The 15,003-nt window shown below is 66.9% G+C and carries 12 protein-coding genes; 2 read left to right on the top strand and 10 right to left on the bottom strand.

The window, feature by feature from the left end; translation table 11 throughout:
* Window positions 1–7 precede the first annotated feature (7 nt).
* Window positions 8–256 (bottom strand): phosphopantetheine-binding protein, encoded by a 249-nt coding sequence (locus tag F614_RS0109960; RefSeq protein WP_017941958.1) that lies wholly within the window; start codon window positions 254–256, stop codon window positions 8–10.
* Between the two features lie 268 nt (window positions 257–524).
* Here F614_RS0109960 and F614_RS0109955 point away from each other — a divergent pair, with 268 nt between their 5' ends.
* Window positions 525–2,348: an asparagine synthetase B gene (locus tag F614_RS0109955; RefSeq protein WP_019558804.1), complete on the top strand. Its 1,824-nt coding sequence runs from the start codon at window positions 525–527 to the stop codon at window positions 2,346–2,348.
* Between the two features lie 783 nt (window positions 2,349–3,131).
* On the opposite strand, the gene F614_RS0109950 is transcribed toward F614_RS0109955, so the two are convergent.
* Both F614_RS0109950 and F614_RS0109945 read right to left on the bottom strand, forming a co-directional pair.
* Window positions 3,132–3,398, bottom strand: coding sequence for a type II toxin-antitoxin system RelE/ParE family toxin (locus F614_RS0109950; RefSeq protein WP_019558803.1), 267 nt, complete (start codon window positions 3,396–3,398; stop codon window positions 3,132–3,134).
* A complete protein-coding gene (locus F614_RS0109945) occupies window positions 3,382–3,627 on the bottom strand; it encodes a DUF6290 family protein (RefSeq protein WP_018876690.1) in 246 nt (81 codons plus the stop codon). Before F614_RS0109945 ends, F614_RS0109950 begins: the two co-directional genes overlap by 17 nt.
* A 590-nt stretch (window positions 3,628–4,217) precedes the next feature.
* Between F614_RS0109945 and F614_RS0109940 the strand changes: the two genes are divergently transcribed.
* Window positions 4,218–4,535: a HigA family addiction module antitoxin gene (locus F614_RS0109940; protein WP_026279226.1), complete on the top strand. Its 318-nt coding sequence runs from the start codon at window positions 4,218–4,220 to the stop codon at window positions 4,533–4,535.
* A gap of 509 nt (window positions 4,536–5,044) precedes the next feature.
* Here F614_RS0109940 and F614_RS0109935 read toward each other — a convergent pair.
* The 7 genes from F614_RS0109935 to F614_RS0109905 form a co-directional block, all read right to left on the bottom strand.
* Entirely contained in the window at window positions 5,045–6,409 is a 1,365-nt protein-coding gene (locus F614_RS0109935) for a phenylacetate--CoA ligase family protein (RefSeq protein WP_019558802.1), read from the bottom strand.
* A 2-nt stretch (window positions 6,410–6,411) separates the two neighbouring features.
* Entirely contained in the window at window positions 6,412–7,674 is a 1,263-nt protein-coding gene (locus F614_RS0109930; RefSeq protein ID WP_019558801.1) for a glycosyltransferase, read from the bottom strand.
* The gene (locus tag F614_RS0109925; RefSeq protein WP_026329845.1) at window positions 7,664–8,881 is read right to left on the bottom strand and encodes a TIGR04063 family PEP-CTERM/XrtA system glycosyltransferase; all 1,218 of its coding nucleotides are present in this window, start codon (window positions 8,879–8,881) and stop codon (window positions 7,664–7,666) included. Before F614_RS0109925 ends, F614_RS0109930 begins: the two co-directional genes overlap by 11 nt.
* 13 nt (window positions 8,882–8,894) lie before the next feature.
* The gene (locus tag F614_RS0109920; protein WP_019558799.1) at window positions 8,895–10,790 is read right to left on the bottom strand and encodes an XrtA/PEP-CTERM system amidotransferase; all 1,896 of its coding nucleotides are present in this window, start codon (window positions 10,788–10,790) and stop codon (window positions 8,895–8,897) included.
* A 202-nt stretch (window positions 10,791–10,992) separates the two neighbouring features.
* On the bottom strand, window positions 10,993–12,117 hold the full coding sequence (locus F614_RS0109915; protein WP_019558798.1) for a TIGR03088 family PEP-CTERM/XrtA system glycosyltransferase: 1,125 nt from the start codon (window positions 12,115–12,117) through the stop codon (window positions 10,993–10,995).
* 47 nt (window positions 12,118–12,164) lie between these two features.
* The gene (gene xrtA / locus F614_RS0109910) at window positions 12,165–13,724 is read right to left on the bottom strand and encodes an exosortase A (RefSeq protein WP_019558797.1); all 1,560 of its coding nucleotides are present in this window, start codon (window positions 13,722–13,724) and stop codon (window positions 12,165–12,167) included.
* Entirely contained in the window at window positions 13,714–14,964 is a 1,251-nt protein-coding gene (locus tag F614_RS0109905; RefSeq protein WP_019558796.1) for a TIGR03087 family PEP-CTERM/XrtA system glycosyltransferase, read from the bottom strand. Before F614_RS0109905 ends, xrtA begins: the two co-directional genes overlap by 11 nt.
* Window positions 14,965–15,003: the final 39 nt, after the last annotated feature.

Below are 15,003 nucleotides of genomic sequence, written 5' to 3'. Positions count from 1 at the left end.
GACCGAGCTAGTCCAGCTTGGCGTCGATGAAATCGGCGAGGGTGCCAACCGTCTCGAAGGTCTCGGCGCTGACGTCGTCGTCATCGATCACAATGTCGAAGTGGCTCTCGATCGCGGTGATCAGCGAGACCACCGCCATGGAGTCCAGTTCGGGGACGCCGCCCAGCAGCGTGGTGTTGCGGTCGAACTGCTGCGCACGTCCATTCAGGCTGAGGGCGCTGTCCAGCAGATTGCGGGTGTGATCGAGGGTCGACATATGAAGGTTCCTGAAGGCGGGTATCCGTGCCCGACCGGAGATGCGGGTTACCCGGCAGGTTACCGTATCTGCACAGGCTGTCCAGATCGTCCCCGACAGGCCGCGGGCCCCGCGTGATCGGCTCGTTAACCTCCTGCACCCGGCCCGCCTTCGAACGCCCGACCCCGGACGTAGAATGGTGACCCATACGGCACGGATCGCCGGGCCCACGCCCGGGTGCGTACATCAACCAGCGTTTCCCTGGACCGACCAGGCAACAGGCGGACGGATGGCGGGACTTTGTGGATGGTTCGCGGTCAATGCCGCATCCCCGGGCGACGCCCTCGAGGCCCAGGGAGCGGCCCTCACGGGGCTCCCCGGGGCACGTGAATCCCGGTGCACGAACCGCCTGGGTGGTTGCCTTGTACGGGGCGGCTGGACCGCGCAGGAAGGGGACGTCATCGCCGCGATCACCGGCCATCCGCAATGGCGCAACCCCTCGCTTGCGGAATGCGCGCGCGAACGCGCCCCCGCGCAGGCCCTGCTGGAGGCCTGGCGACAACGCGGCACCGACCTGTTCACACAGGTTAGCGGCGACTTCGCGCTGGTCATCGTGGATGCAGGCCAGGGGCGTCTGGTAGCCGGCACCGATCGTCTGGGCCAGACGCCTTTGCACTTTGCGCGGTTGAATGGCGGCGTAGCCTTCGGCACCAGCGCGGGGAGCGTGATTGCCCATCCAGCGGTCGCCACCGAGGTGACGCGCGAGGGGCTCTACCACTACTGCTTCTTCCACATGCTGCCGGCCCCGGTCAGCGTGTTCGCCGGACTGGAAAAGCTGCCTGCGGCGCATCGCCTGACCCACAACGGCGACCGGGCCGAAGTGAACGCCTACTGGCGCCCCGTCTTCGCGGAGGACGGCAGCGCCGCGCCGGCAGCGCTGGAACAGGAGCTGCGCGAACGGGTGCAGACCGCGGTGGACCGGCGCGCGGACTCGCCGCGAACCGGCGCCTTCCTGAGCGGCGGCCTGGACAGCTCCACGGTCGCCGGCATGCTCGCCGGCATCCAGCCCGGGGCGAACAGCTTCAGCATCGGCTTCAACGCGCCCGGCTACGACGAGATGGAGTACGCGCGCATCGCCGCGCAGCACTTCGGCACCCAGGCACACGAGTACTACGTGACTCCCGAGGATGTCGTCGATGCGGTGCCCCAGATCGCCGCCAGCTACGACGAGCCCTTCGGCAATTCCTCTGCGCTTCCGGCCTATTTCTGCGCACGCATGGCGGCCGACGCCGGCATCACCCGGCTACTCGCCGGCGACGGTGGTGACGAGCTCTTCGCCGGGAATGCGCGCTACGCCAAGCAAGGGGTGTTCGAACACTGGGGCCGGATCCCCGCGCCGCTGCGCCACCACCTGCTGGATCCGCTGTTCACCCGACTGCCGCGTGGCCTGCCGCTGGCCGGCAAGGCTCGCAGCTACGTGGAACAGGCACGCATCCCGCTGCCGGACCGCCTGCAGACCTACAACTACCTGCACCGCCTGGCGCCGGAGGCGATGTTCCAACCGGAGTTCCTGGCGGCGGTGGACACCGAAGCCCCCTGGGAGCTGATGCGGCGGATCTACTCGGAGCCGGAATCGGCGTCATCCCTCAACCGCATGATGTACCTGGACTGGCAGCAGACCCTCGCCGACAACGACCTGCGCAAGGTCGCGGAGATGTGCCAGCTGGCCGGGGTGGACGTCGCCTTCCCGATGCTGGACGACGACCTGGTGGAGTTCTCCTGTCGCGTGCCGTCGGACCTCAAGCTGAAGAACGGTCGCCTGCGCCACTTTTACAAGGAGGCATTCACCGGCTTTCTGCCCGACGCCATCATCGACAAGAAGAAGCACGGCTTCGGCCTGCCGTTCGGCGTCTGGATGCAGGAGCACGCCCCATTACAGGAACTCGCCTACGACAGCCTGTTACGCCTGAAGGGCCGCGACTTCCTGCGCGACGACTTCATCGACGAACTGATCCGCCTACACCGCGAGGGGCACGCGGCCTATTACGGCGATTTCGTCTGGATCCTGATGATGCTGGACCTCTGGCTGGAGTCGCACCCCGCCGCCCGCTAGCCGCCTGCGCTCGCTATTTGTTCACCACGAAGCGCACGAAGGCACGAAGAAGGGCAAGGTCAAGGGCGGTTACACCACGGAGGACACAGAGGGCACGGAGAAGGGCTGGATTAGGGGTGGTAGGTCTGGTGATCGCGTCCTGTCTGGCACTGTCCGGCACCGGGGCGTCGCAGGCATGCCGTAAAGACAGCAAAAGAATTTCTTCGTGCCTTCGTGTACTTCGTGGTGAATCCAATCCCTTCTGGTCAAGGGCGGGTCACAGGAAGACTGGAAGAGAGGGAAGGCTCAGGCTGAAATGACTCGGCATCGACTGCCTGGAACTCACCCGTCTGCACCGGTTTCCATCTCCCCTCATCTGGGCCGCAGCACACAACCATTGTCATCCCGGCAGCAGCAAAGCGAAGAGCCGGGAGCTTCCACATAGAAACTGCCCCAGGCGCCCGACCAAGCCCCGACGTCGGAGATCCCGGATAACCGCTGCGCGGTTTCCGGGATGACATCTGGGCGGCGGAGTTCGGACTCAAGTCCTTGTGGGCTTCGGTGGTCGCCTGCATCTGCCGCGCTGGGGATACCCCGATCACCCGGCATGCCTCGGTACCACCTTCACGAATCTTCCCTCACTTCCTGTGAACAAGCCCTTCTTCGTGCCTTCGTGTCCTTCGTGGTGAACCCGGTCTTTTCCCTCTGCGCACTCCGTGCACTCTGTGGTGAAACAATCTCTTCAGGGCACCTGATTAGCAACGAGAGCCAGCCAGTCGCAGGAACCAGACGGGCTGTCGGCCATTAATCGTAAACCTCTTTCCGATGTCCAATCCGCACAACCAGCACCACCAATGACTCGTCACGCAGCTCGCAGATCACACGGTAATCCCCAACCCGATAACGCCATAGCTGAGTAAACCTCCCCTTGAGCGGTTTACCCAGCTCTCTCGGATCATCCAGATGGGCTACACGCTCCTCCAGATAGTGGCGTATGCGCTGGCGGGCCTTCCGGTCGAGTTTCTGCACCGACTTCCGAGTGGAATGCGCGTACTCAATCCTCCAGGTCACGCCAGAACTCCTGGGAGCTGATTACGTCTTCCTCGCCGCTCCGGATACGTTCCAGCGTTTGCTCGGCCAGGTAGATGTCCTCCAGGTCTTCCAGGTGCTCCTCGATGGCTTCTCGAATGTAGTATGTGGTCGTGCGGCCCGTCTTTTCGGCCAGAGCTTTCAGGCGCCCATACGTCTCTTTCGGGAGCCGGACAGCCGTTTGACGGGTATCTCCTGTACGTATGGTCATAATGGAATATCCAGTGGTATGCGCGCATACCATAGTACATCACAGCCCGTTTTTATCAAAAACGGGCGCGCGGACGTGCGATTAAATCAGCGTCTGCCTGGATGTGTTCACCACGAAGCGCACGAAGGCACGAAGAAGGGCAAGGTCAAGGGCGGTTACACCACGGAGGACACAGAGGGCACGGAGAAGGGCTGGATTAAGGTGGGTAGGTCTGGTGATCGCGTCCTGTATGGCACTGTCCGGCACCGGGGTGTCGCAGCGTGCTGTAAGGTCATCACAAGAATTTCTTCGTGCCTTCGTGCGCTTCGTGGTGAATTCAATCCCTGCAGGCCAAGGTCGGGTCGCAGGAAGACGGGAAGTGCGGGAAGGCTTTGGACGGCAAAAAACTTTCATGCTTGCCGCAGCGCACCACCATCGTCATCCCGGCCGCAGCGCAGCGGAGAGCCGGGATCTCCGGACCATGGCACCCACGCTACGCCCTCTTCCGGTTTTGGCATAGCATGAAAAACGAGCAGTATCGGGTCTGCTTTGCCTGGACAGACGCCGGGCCCGACCAGGTCGAAATCACGGATTACCACTGAGGCAGAATCATGGTCCGCATCCCTACCCACCGGCAGCCGACTCACCCCGGTGAAATGCTGGCGAAAGAGTTCCTGGAGCCGATGCACATCTCCCAGCGCCAACTGGCGGATGCGCTCCATGTGCCGTATCAGCGCATCAACGAGCTGGTGAACCAGAAGCGCGGCATTACCCCAAGCACGGCGCTGCGTCTGGCACGCTTTTTCGGCATGTCGCCCGATTTCTGGCTGAATCTTCAGGTGCGCTGGGATTTATTCAAGGCCCAGCAATCGGAACAGGCCGATCTGGAACAAATCCGCGAATTCAGTTCGTGGAAACAGACTGCCTGAGCCGGGTTCGCCGCAAGGACGGGTAACAGGAAGACGAGAAGAGCGGGAAAGCTCTGGATGAAAAGACACTGTCATCCCCGCCGCAACGCGGCCACCACCGTCATCCCGGCCGCAGCGCAGCGGAGAGCCGGGATCTCCAGGCCCTGTCACCCACGCTGCGCAACCCCCAACGAGATCCCGGATAACCGCTGCGCGTTTCCGGGATGACGGCACCGGGTACGCAGTAGCGGGCAGGATGCCTTTAGCGCAACAAAACGCATCGCGGCCTCGACCACGTCCACGCACAAGACACCGGCTTCGCAGCTCACCTGCATACGTCGCGCTGGTGGATAGCCCGATCACCCGGCATGCGCCGTAACACCCTCACAAATCTTCCCTTCTTCCCACGCTTCCTGTGAGCAAGCCCTTCATCGTGCCTTCGTGAACTTCGTGGTGAATCCAATCTTTTCCCTCTGTGTGCTCCGTGCCCTCTGTGGTGCAAAAAATCCACCTCGACACGGAGAACGACCTCACCCGGATCGATCGGGGTCGGGGACGCGGCAGACGACGTGGCGGTGCTTGCCGTTGGGCTCCGGGGGGATGACATCCACGACGTGGACCTCCACATGGATCGCCTGGCCCAGTGCGTCGACAATCGCGTGGCGCAGTCGCTCCTCCACCTCGGTCGGCAATGGAGCGGCCAGGTTCAGCAGAACCTCGACGCGATTCCGGTCGTGCTGGATGACCTTGTAAGCGCGCAGGCCCGGCAACTCGCGCATCAGGTAGTTGAAGCGGCTGCCGTGCACCCAGGCGCCATCCACCGCGATCAGACCGTCATTGGCGCGACCTTCGACGTCGCGCAGCAGCGGCAGGCCGCGTCCGCAGGAGCAGGGTCGCGGGTCCAGCGCCCCCCGATCCCCCGTGCGATAACGGATGAACGGGAACTCCGGCCCCGTCAGGTTGGTGACGACGATGTTGCCGGACTCGCCGGGTGACACCGGCCGGTCCTCGTCGTCCAGGATCTCGACGATCAGGGCCTCGGCCGTGATGTGCATCCCGCCCGCCGGACACTCGCGGGCGATGAACCCCGCGTCGCGCGCACCGTATTCGTTGGCCACCCCGCAGCCCAGCACATCGCCGATCACCTCGCGCCACTCCGGCCGCAGGACCTCCGAGGTGGTGAAGGCGACGCGGATCCCGAGGTCGTCCAGTCGCTGCCCGCGCTCGCGCGCGCGCCAGGCGACGCGGGACAGCGCCGACGGATAGCCGAACAACATGCGCGGGCGCCGCTGGCGGATCTGCTCGATGATCCGGTCGAGCCGATCCGGATTCAGGTCACGGGCTGGCACCAGATGCGAACGGAACAGGCGATCGCGCCAGGCCCGTACGCGATTCTGGGCCTCGTTCTCGACCGCGGACCCCCAGAGCACGAGTTCGCGATCACCCACATCCACACCCCACCAGCGCGTCGCCCGCCAGCGAGCGGCAATGTCCATCCCGATACGATCGGCACCCAGCCAGAAGCTCAGTGGCTCGCCGGATGATCCGCTGGTGTGGTGCTCTTCCAGATTCCCCGCGCCTACCGCGCGCCAGGCCACGCCCTGTTCGCGGATCAGCACCTTGTCGACGACCGGGAGGCGCTGGAGATCATCGATGCCGGAGAAATCGGCTGGCGCCCCTCCCTGCTGCGCCCACCACTCCCGATAGAATGGCACCTGCCGTATAACCTGTTCCACGAGGCGCCGCAGCCGCTGCCCCTGCAGGTACCGCAGAGCCTCCGGGCTCCACCACTGGCTTGCTTCCAGGGCCCGCAGGTGGCGCACGGTCGGGTGGCCCTTGAGCCGTTCCTGCAACGGGAACAGCCCCCGCGCGACGCATTGCGTGTAGAGCCCCATGTTCAGCCGGAGCGCGCGGCCCCGGGGGCCGCAGCACGATCTGGGGCCACGATCTGCTCGAAGGCTGCGACCAGTTGCGGGATGCGCGTCTCCCAGGCGTTCTCCCGCGCATGCGCCAGGATGGCCTTGCGATCCCAGTCGCGTTCAAGGGCCTCCTTGAGAGCGCCACGCAGCGCGTCATGGTCACCGTACGGGACCACGATGCCGACCTGATCGGAATTCACCACCTCGGCGTTGCCACCGACACGAGTGGTCACGATCGGCAGGCCACAGGCGGAGGCCTCCAGGAAGACGTTGGCCCAGCCCTCGAACCGGGTGGCCAGGACAAACACATCGCCCGCCGAATAGACGAAGCGCAGATCGTCGGGCGCCACCTGCCCCAGGAACCACACCCGCGCCTCCAGACCCAGCGTCCGCACCTGCTCACGCAACTCCGCCTCGTTGTTGCCCTCGGGCGTCGCCCCGCCCGCAATCACCAGATGCAGGTCGGGCTGCGTGTGCAGCAATTCGGGCAGCGTCGCGATCACCCGGTGAAAACCCTTGCGCTCGGTCAGCCCGCCCACCGACACCAGGAAACGGCCTTCCTGCGGCAGACCCAGACGCTGCCGGGCCGCGGCCCGGTCCTCGGGGCGGAAACGCGCCAGGTCCGCGCCGTTGCCGACCACCTGGACATGTCCGGGCGCCTGCCCCCAGGCAATCGCATCCTGGCGTAGCGAGTCCGCCACCGAGAACACGCGGGCGGCCGCGCTCAGCGCCCGGTTGATCTGGCGCCGATGCAGGGCGCTACCCGCAAAGCGCGTCAGGCTCCCACGCAGGGTGATGGTGTAGGGGCAGCGCAGCCAGCGCGCCAGCCAGCGCGCCGCCACGCCGTCGGGGTAGACGAAGTGGGCGTCGATAAGATCAAAGCGGAATTCGCGCCGCAACCGGCGCAGCAGCCGCAGACTGCCCAGCGCCAGGAAGAACCCGTCGGTCCATTTGAGTACGCCGGGAACACAGAAAAATCGCGGATGGTAGACCGTGATTCCGTCCTGCTGCTCGGACCGGGGCGGCAACGGCGGACGCGAGTGGGGGCTCAGCCGCCCCAGCAGGCCCTGGAACGGGAACCACGGGGCCGGCGCCACCACGACCAGGTCCAGGTGCCCGGCCACCCGCCGCATGCGCTCGCGCACAAACAGGCCGAGGTTGGGCTGTACCGCGTTCGGGTAGACACGCGTGAACACCACCAGGCGCGGGCGTCGATCGGAGCGATGCGGATCACCGGGCATGGGCGGGCTCCACAACACCCCGCAGACGTTCGTAAATCGCCTGGTAACGGGCCACGCTCCTCGCCCAGGTCCGCTCCTGCTCCACAAAGCGGCGCCCCGCGGCACGCACCGCATCCCACTCGGGCTCGCGGGCCAGGGTGTCCAGCACCGTGTTTGCCAGCGCTTCCGGGTCGTCGGCCGGGAACAGCCAGCCGGTCTCGCCATGCCGGATCAGTTCCTGGTGGCCGCCCACGCCGGAGGCCACCAGCAGTCGCCCCTGGGCCATCGCCTCCAGCGGCTTGAGCGGGGTGACCAGTTCGGTCAGTCGCATCGAGTGGCGTGGGTACACGAGGAGATCGACGAGATCGTAGTAGCGCTGCACCTGGTCATGCGGCACCCGACCGGCAAAGACGACCTGATCGGCGATCCCCAGGCGCCGGGCCTGCTCCTGCAGGCGTTCCGCCTGCGGGCCACCACCCACCAGCAGGATACGCACATCGGGCGCCTGCTCGCGGATGCGCGGATACGCCTCCAGCAGCAGGTCCAGCCCCTCGTAGGCATAGAACGAGCCGATAAAACCGAGCACGCGGGCGTCTCCCAGCCCCAGTTGCGCCTTCAGCTCGGCATCCGGCGCCCCGCCCAGGCGGAAGGCCTCGGCATCCACGGCATTGGGGATCACGGTGACCCGGTCCGGAGGGATGCCCCGGGCGACGATGTCCTGGCGCAGGCCTTCGCAGATGGTGGTCACATGGTCCACCCGGCGAAACACGTGTGTCTCGAAGCCGCGCGTCAGGCGGTAACGCAGCCCGTGTTCGCGGCTGGTCCCGTGATCCACCGCGGCGTCCTCCCAGAAGGCCCGGACCTCGTAAACCACGGGGATGCCGAGACGCCGCCCTACCCGCAAGGCCGGCAGCGCGTTGAGCACCGGGGAATGCGCATGCAGGAGATCCGGCCGCACCTCCCGGGCTACGGTCTCGAGGCGTCGGGTCAGGGCACGCATCAGGCCCCACTCACCCAGCCCCGGCAGGGTCCGCGGGCGATAGCGCGTGCGGTAGAAGTGCAGGCCGTCGACATCCTCCTCGTCCGCATCCACCGCCCCGTGCTTGGGGCTGGTCAGGTGAAACGTCTCCCAGCCCAGTCGATGCTGCTCGCGCAGGATGGCGGCGGTGCGAAAGGTATACCCGCTGTGCAGCGGGATGGAGTGATCAAGGACGTGCAGGATTTTCATCATCACCCCCGCATCAGGCCGCCGAGCGCGCCAGAAAGCCCTCGAACATCAGCAGCGACCACAGTGCCGGGCTGTGGTCGCGGGCGCCGCTGACGTGCTGGTTCACGAGGGTCTTGAGGAAATCCATGTCGAAGATGCCGGAGTCGGCGATGCGCGGGCCGAGGACCTGGGCCTGCATGCGCTCGCGCAACGGGCCGCGGAACCATTCCGCAACCGGCACGGAGAACCCCTTCTTGCGGCGATACAGGATCTCCTCCGGCAGGTAGGGCTCCATGGCCTTCTTGAACACGAACTTGCCCTCGGGGCCGCGCAGCTTGAGTTCCGGCGGCAGGCCCGAGATCCACTCGACCAGCTGGTGGTCGAGGATGGGGACCCGGACCTCCAGCGCATGCGCCATGCTCGCGCGGTCGACCTTGGTCAGGATGTCGCCCGGCAGGTAGGTCTTCATGTCCAGGTACTGCACCAGGGACAGCGGGTGTTCGGTGGGCGCGCGTTCCGCGTGCCGGCGCAGGACTTCCAGCGCGCCGTAGCCCTGCAGCGAGCGCCGGAATGCCGGGGAAAACAAGTGCGCGCGCAGGTCGTCGCGCAGGATAGAGACGCCCTGGAAGTAGCCTTCGACCGAATCCCTGGCCAGCGCCTGAAAGGTCGCCTTCGCGCGCAGTGGGCGCGGGGCCCAGTCTGCCTTGGGATAGACTTTTGCGAGCGTGCCGAACAGCGGGCGCCGCAGCCCCAGCGGCAACGGTGCGCGCAGACGCTCCTCGGCGAGATGGTGGCGATAGCGCCGGTAGCCCGCCAGGTTCTCGTCGCCGCCATCCCCCGACAGGGCCACCACCACCTGCCGGCGCGCCTGTTCGCAGACGCGGTAGGTCGGCAAAGCGGAGCTGTCGGCAAACGGTTCGTCGTACAGCCCGCTCAGCCGATCCAGCAGCGCGAAGTCGTCGGGATCGACCTCCTGCGTGTGGTGATCGGTGTGGTAGCGCTCGGCCACCAGGCGCGCGTAGCGAGACTCGTCGTAGGCCGGGTCGGCAAAGCCGATGGAACTGGTGCGCACCGGGTCGTCGGACAGCCCCGCCATCATCGCAACCACCGCGCTGGAGTCGACCCCGCCGGAGAGAAACGCGCCCAGCGGGACGTCTGCCACCATGCGGATGTCCACCGCCTCGCGCAGGCGGGCGGTCAGTTCCTCGGCGGCCGTGTCCAGGTGCGTGATGCCGTTGTCCGCAAACGGCACGTCCCAGTATTCGCGTGGTTCGCTCAGGTTGCCCTGCCCGCGATGCACGGTCAGCGTGTGGCCGGGCGGCAGCTTGTGGACGCCGCGAAAGATGCTGCGCGGCTCCGGGACGTAGCCGAAGGCGAAGTAGTCCTCCACCGCATGCGGGTCCATGCGCCGGGGCAGCCCCGGATGCGCCATCAGCGCCTTGAGCTCCGAACCGAAGATTAGCTGCCCGTCGGCCAGCGCGCTGTAATACAGCGGCTTGATCCCGAGACGATCGCGGGCCAGGAACAGGGTATCCCGGTTGCGGTCCCAGACGGCGAAGGCAAACATGCCGCGAAAGCGCTGCACACAGGCCTCGCCCCACTCCTCCCAGGCATGCACGATCACCTCGGTATCGCAGTGGGAGCGAAAGCGATGGCCCGCCTGCTGCAGCTCGGCGGTCAACTCGGGGAAGTTGTAGATCTCGCCGTTGTAGGTGACGACGACGGTCTCGTCCTCGTTGAACAGCGGCTGCTGCCCGCTCGCAAGATCGATGATCGACAGGCGCCGATGCGCCAGCCCCACACCCGGCTCCAGATGCACACCGCCCTCGTCCGGACCCCGGTGAAACTGGGTCTCGTTCATCGCCTCCAGCAGGGCCCGATTGACCGGCCGCCGGTCGCGCAGATCGAAGATGCCGGTAATGCCGCACATGTAGGGATCCTGATTGCTTCCTTGCCTGGGCGTCGGTCGCATTCGGGCGATCCACGGCCAGGTCGACACTGGGCGGTGCCGCCGGGCGGACACCGGTTCGGGCCGGGCCCTCGCACCATCACGGAAAATCCAGAATAAACGACAACCCCGCCACCGAGCGCCCGCGATTCGCGCCGTGGGGCGGCTGGCGTTAGCGCCACAACTAACGCCGGGCCAGTACCCGGTCGTATACCGCCATGTAGCCCGTGACCATCGCCTCCATGCTGAACGCCGCCTCAGCCCGGGCGCGGGCGGCCTGTCCCTCGCGTGCGGTCCGCGCGGGATCGGCGGGATAGGCCATCAGCGCGCGGGCCATCGCGTCGGGATCCCCCGCCGGCACCAGTGCCCCGGTCACCCCGGGCTGTACCAGATCGGGGTTGCCCCCGACATCCGTCGCGACCACCGGCAGGCCGGTCGCCATCGCCTCGAGGATGGTGTTGCAGATGCCCTCGGCCAGCGACGGCAACACGAACAGGTCCAGCGCCCGCAGGCAGTCGGCGACGTCTTCCCGGGCGCCGGGGAGCCAGGCCTGGTCCGCGACCCCGGCCTGCTCCAGGAACTGAACGACCTCGGCACGCAAAGGCCCATCCCCGATCATCACCAGGCGCAGGCGCGGAAAGGCCTCCGGCAGGAGCTCGCGCAGCGCGACAAAGGCCCGCGCCAGATCCAGTGGCGCCTTGACCGCCTGCATGCGCATGACCGAACCGATCACGAACGTGCCGGGGTCCCGAAATGCCTGCGGCAACGGGGACACAAAGCCCTCGTGCGGCGGCGCGAAGCGGCCGGTATCCACACCATTGAAGATGTGCGACAGGCGTGCCGCGGGCACCGCGATGGCCTCCCGCAGATAGCCCGTCTGGTGCTGCGACAGGGCGATGTAATGCCCCACCAGTGGCCGCACCAGGCGGCGCAGGCGGCGGTTGCGGTCACGTGTGCCGTCGAGGTCCCCGACATCCCAGCCGTGCTCGCCGTGCACCCGCGCCCGCACCCCGGCGAGCGCGGCGGTCACCTGCGCCTCCAGCGTGCCGAAGTTGCGGGTATGCACGATGTCCGGTTGCAGGCGGCGCAGCAGCCGCCACAGGCGCAGGTGCACCCGCGGATCCTTGCCTTCGCGCTTGTGCAGGGCGTGCAGGGTGACATCGTCCCGCTCGAGGCGTCGGCGAAAGTCGGTGTAGTCCGTCATGCAGATGATCGCGTGGCGGAAGCGATCGGCCGGCATGTGATTGATCAGGTTGACCAGCCCGTTCTCCATCCCGCCGATATCCAGGCGATGGATGATGTGCGCCACACAGGGGCGCTGATCACCCTCCCGGGCCACGGGTACGGAGGCGCCCGTCACTGCCGCGCGACGTGGTCGAGCTGTTCGAGCAGCTCGGGCAGGGCATCCGCGGCGTAGGTCCGCAATGCCGCCTCCGCCGCATCGGTGCCGTTGTCGAACTCAAGCGGCGCATAGAGCACCACCAGCGCGGCATCGTCCCGACCACCGAATAACCGGTTCAGCGCCTCCCGCGCCTTGACCTCATGCGGGCGGGTGGTCAGGCGGCCATCCACCCAGTACCAGCGCCACACCAGCACCTGCTGCCCGGGACCGTTCAGCAGGAAGCGTTCCGGGTTGGGGTATCCCTCCAGCATGGCCCGGCCGCGACGCGACTGCGACCATTCCAGCGCCCGATCGCGCCCGGCCAGGGTATTGCTCCAGCCCACCATGTTCCCGTGCCGGTACTGCTCGCGGTAGAACAGCACATGCATACCCACCGGCTCGCCGCCGTCGGCGGCCGTCACCAGGCCGCCGCGACCGTCGCGGGCGCCACGATACCCCGGCTCCCAGGCGGCATCCTGTTCCTCCAGGACCTGCCAGCCTGCTGGTGCCAGCGGGCCCGTACCCAGGCCCGCCACGGGGCCGAGATCACGCTGGTTCATCCACTCGGCATACAGCGGCGCCGCACTGGCCAGGACGACCGTCAGCACCGCGGCGGCAACGAACGAACCCGCCTGCGCGGAGCGCCCGGGTTGCGCGGGAGGCACCGTCGGGGTCGGCAACGGCTCCATGTCCTCGCGCCACAACGCACCGATCGCGAACATCAGCGCGATGACCACGCCGAAGAAGATCCAGCCATAGATCAGGTGATCCACCCCGGCCGCATGCTCCATGTCGCTCAGGTGGCCGATCATCACGATCATGTAGGCGCGCAGGCCGTTGGCAACGATCGGGACCACGATCGACACGCCGACAAACACGATCCGCCGCCAGGGACTGCGGTACATGAGATGGGCATACAGCGTGCCCAGCGCGACCGACGCGATCAGGTAGCGCACGCCACTGCAAGCCTCGATCACCGACCAGCGGCCGGTGGGCAGATCGAAATACAGCCCGTCGCGATAGACCGGGATCCCGGTCAGCTGCACGGCGGTCACCGTGAAATCCGCGGTCAGATCCATCATCGGCGGCACCAGGAACTCGCCGAACGGGACCGCGAACAGCAGATACGCCAGGGGGAACTGCAGGCGCCAGGTGATCGCGTTGCCCAGCACCAGCCAGAACAGCGCGGGAATCATCAGCACGGCCGCGAACTGGCGCACCGACACCACATCCACCAACTCCCCCGCCACCCAGACGAGGGACAGCCCCACCAAGGGCAACAACGCCCACCAGGATGGGCGCGGCTCCAGCGCAAGCACCTCCTGACGCTTGAGAAACAGCAGGAACAGGACGATGGGGACGATCAGGAACCCGTGCGCAAAGGTGTCCGAGCGGTTCCAGATCGTAACGATGGAGGCGAACGTCGGGTAGAACATCCACCCCAGCACGACCAGGCCCAGCACCAGGACCGGCGCGGCAAACCACCAGGAGGAACCGCGGGCGCGTGTTCGGGAATTCAGCGCGTCAGCGACCATGTGCGGCCTCCTCGATCGACACCGTACCCGACACGCGGCCCGGGCGACGCCGCAGGATCTCGCCCAGGTGCGCGAGATTGCGCGCCCAGTCGTAGTCCGCCAGCACCCGGGCGCGGGCCGCCTGCCCCAGCGCCGGGTCCGGGGCGCGCAGGTACCCGGAGACGGCCTCCAGGAACGCGCGCGGCTCGGCGTCCGCCGCGACGACCTCGTGCCCGGGGGTCGCGGTCAGCCCCTCCAGGGCCTGCGGGCTGGCCACGACCGGACGCCCCAGCGCCATCGCCTCCAGGACCTTGTTCTGCACGCCACGCGCGATGCGCAGCGGCGCGACCGCGAGCGTGGCGTGCGCGATCCAGGGACGCACGTCGTCCACGAAGCCGGTCACCGTCACGCCGGGCCGGGCCGCCAGGGCCGCCACCTCGGGCGCCGGCCGGCTGCCGACGATGCAGAACTCCACACCCGGGTGTTCCGCACGCAAGCCGGGCAGGACGTGATCGGCGAACCACACCACCGCATCGACGTTGGGCCAGTAATCCATCGCGCCCGAAAACACGATGGTGCGGGCGCCGGCGACATAGGGGTTCGAACCCGCCACCGCCTCGGGTGCGAAGAAGGCGGCATCGACGCCATTGTTCAGCGCATGCACCCGGTCCGCCGCCTCCGGGGCGCGCTGGCGGAAGCTGTCTGCTTCGGCCGGCGACACGAACAGACTGGCATCGCTGGCCTGCGCGACCTGGCGCTCGTAGTCCAGCAGCCGACGGCCCTCGCGCCGATACACCGCGCTCATGGGCCAGCGCCGCGTCGGTGCGTACTGCATCCACTTGTCGGAATCGACGTCCACGAAGTCGACCACCCGGGTTCGCCCGCCCCCTTCCGGCAGGTACTGGGCCATCGCCGAGGAAAAGGCCACGGCACAGGCGACCGGCTGGCGGATCAGCGTGGTCCTAACCCAACGTGCCAGTTCGCGGTCGCGATACCACGGCACCGTCAGCGGCTCGCCGCTCAGGAAGCCGGTCAGCGCGCGCAACTGGGCCCGCCGGCGCGGCAGCGGACGGGCACAGACCGTCGTGCAGATACGCTTGAGCTCGGGCAGATACGCCGCATCCGCCGGGTCATCGATGAACGTACCCAGGTGCACACGATAGTGCTGCGCCAGATAGCGCAGGATGTGGTGCGAACGAATCTTGTCGCCCTTGTTCGGCGGCCACGGAATCCGATGCACCAGATAAAGAAGATCATCCATCAGGCATCTGCCAACTGCAGTTGGTCACAGGAAGATTTG

Source organism: Thioalkalivibrio sp. ALE12 (assembly GCF_000381105.1).
Taxonomy (GTDB): Bacteria; Pseudomonadota; Gammaproteobacteria; order Ectothiorhodospirales; family Ectothiorhodospiraceae; genus Thioalkalivibrio.
This window is presented reverse-complemented; position numbering and strand designations above follow the sequence as displayed.

Excerpts from the sequence above, each read along its gene's own strand:
- F614_RS0109960 (WP_017941958.1), bottom strand. The coding sequence starts at position 256 with ATGTCGACCCTCGATCACACCCGCAATCTGCTGGACAGCGCCCTCAGC.
- F614_RS0109955 (WP_019558804.1), top strand. The coding sequence starts at position 525 with ATGGCGGGACTTTGTGGATGGTTCGCGGTCAATGCCGCATCCCCGGGC.
- F614_RS0109945 (WP_018876690.1), bottom strand. The coding sequence starts at position 3,627 with ATGACCATACGTACAGGAGATACCCGTCAAACGGCTGTCCGGCTCCCG.
- F614_RS0109940 (WP_026279226.1), top strand. The coding sequence starts at position 4,218 with ATGGTCCGCATCCCTACCCACCGGCAGCCGACTCACCCCGGTGAAATG.
- F614_RS0109935 (WP_019558802.1), bottom strand. The coding sequence starts at position 6,409 with ATGGGGCTCTACACGCAATGCGTCGCGCGGGGGCTGTTCCCGTTGCAG.
- F614_RS0109930 (WP_019558801.1), bottom strand. The coding sequence starts at position 7,674 with ATGCCCGGTGATCCGCATCGCTCCGATCGACGCCCGCGCCTGGTGGTG.
- F614_RS0109925 (WP_026329845.1), bottom strand. The coding sequence starts at position 8,881 with ATGAAAATCCTGCACGTCCTTGATCACTCCATCCCGCTGCACAGCGGG.
- F614_RS0109920 (WP_019558799.1), bottom strand. The coding sequence starts at position 10,790 with ATGTGCGGCATTACCGGCATCTTCGATCTGCGCGACCGGCGGCCGGTC.
- xrtA (WP_019558797.1), bottom strand. The coding sequence starts at position 13,724 with ATGGTCGCTGACGCGCTGAATTCCCGAACACGCGCCCGCGGTTCCTCC.
- F614_RS0109905 (WP_019558796.1), bottom strand. The coding sequence starts at position 14,964 with ATGGATGATCTTCTTTATCTGGTGCATCGGATTCCGTGGCCGCCGAAC.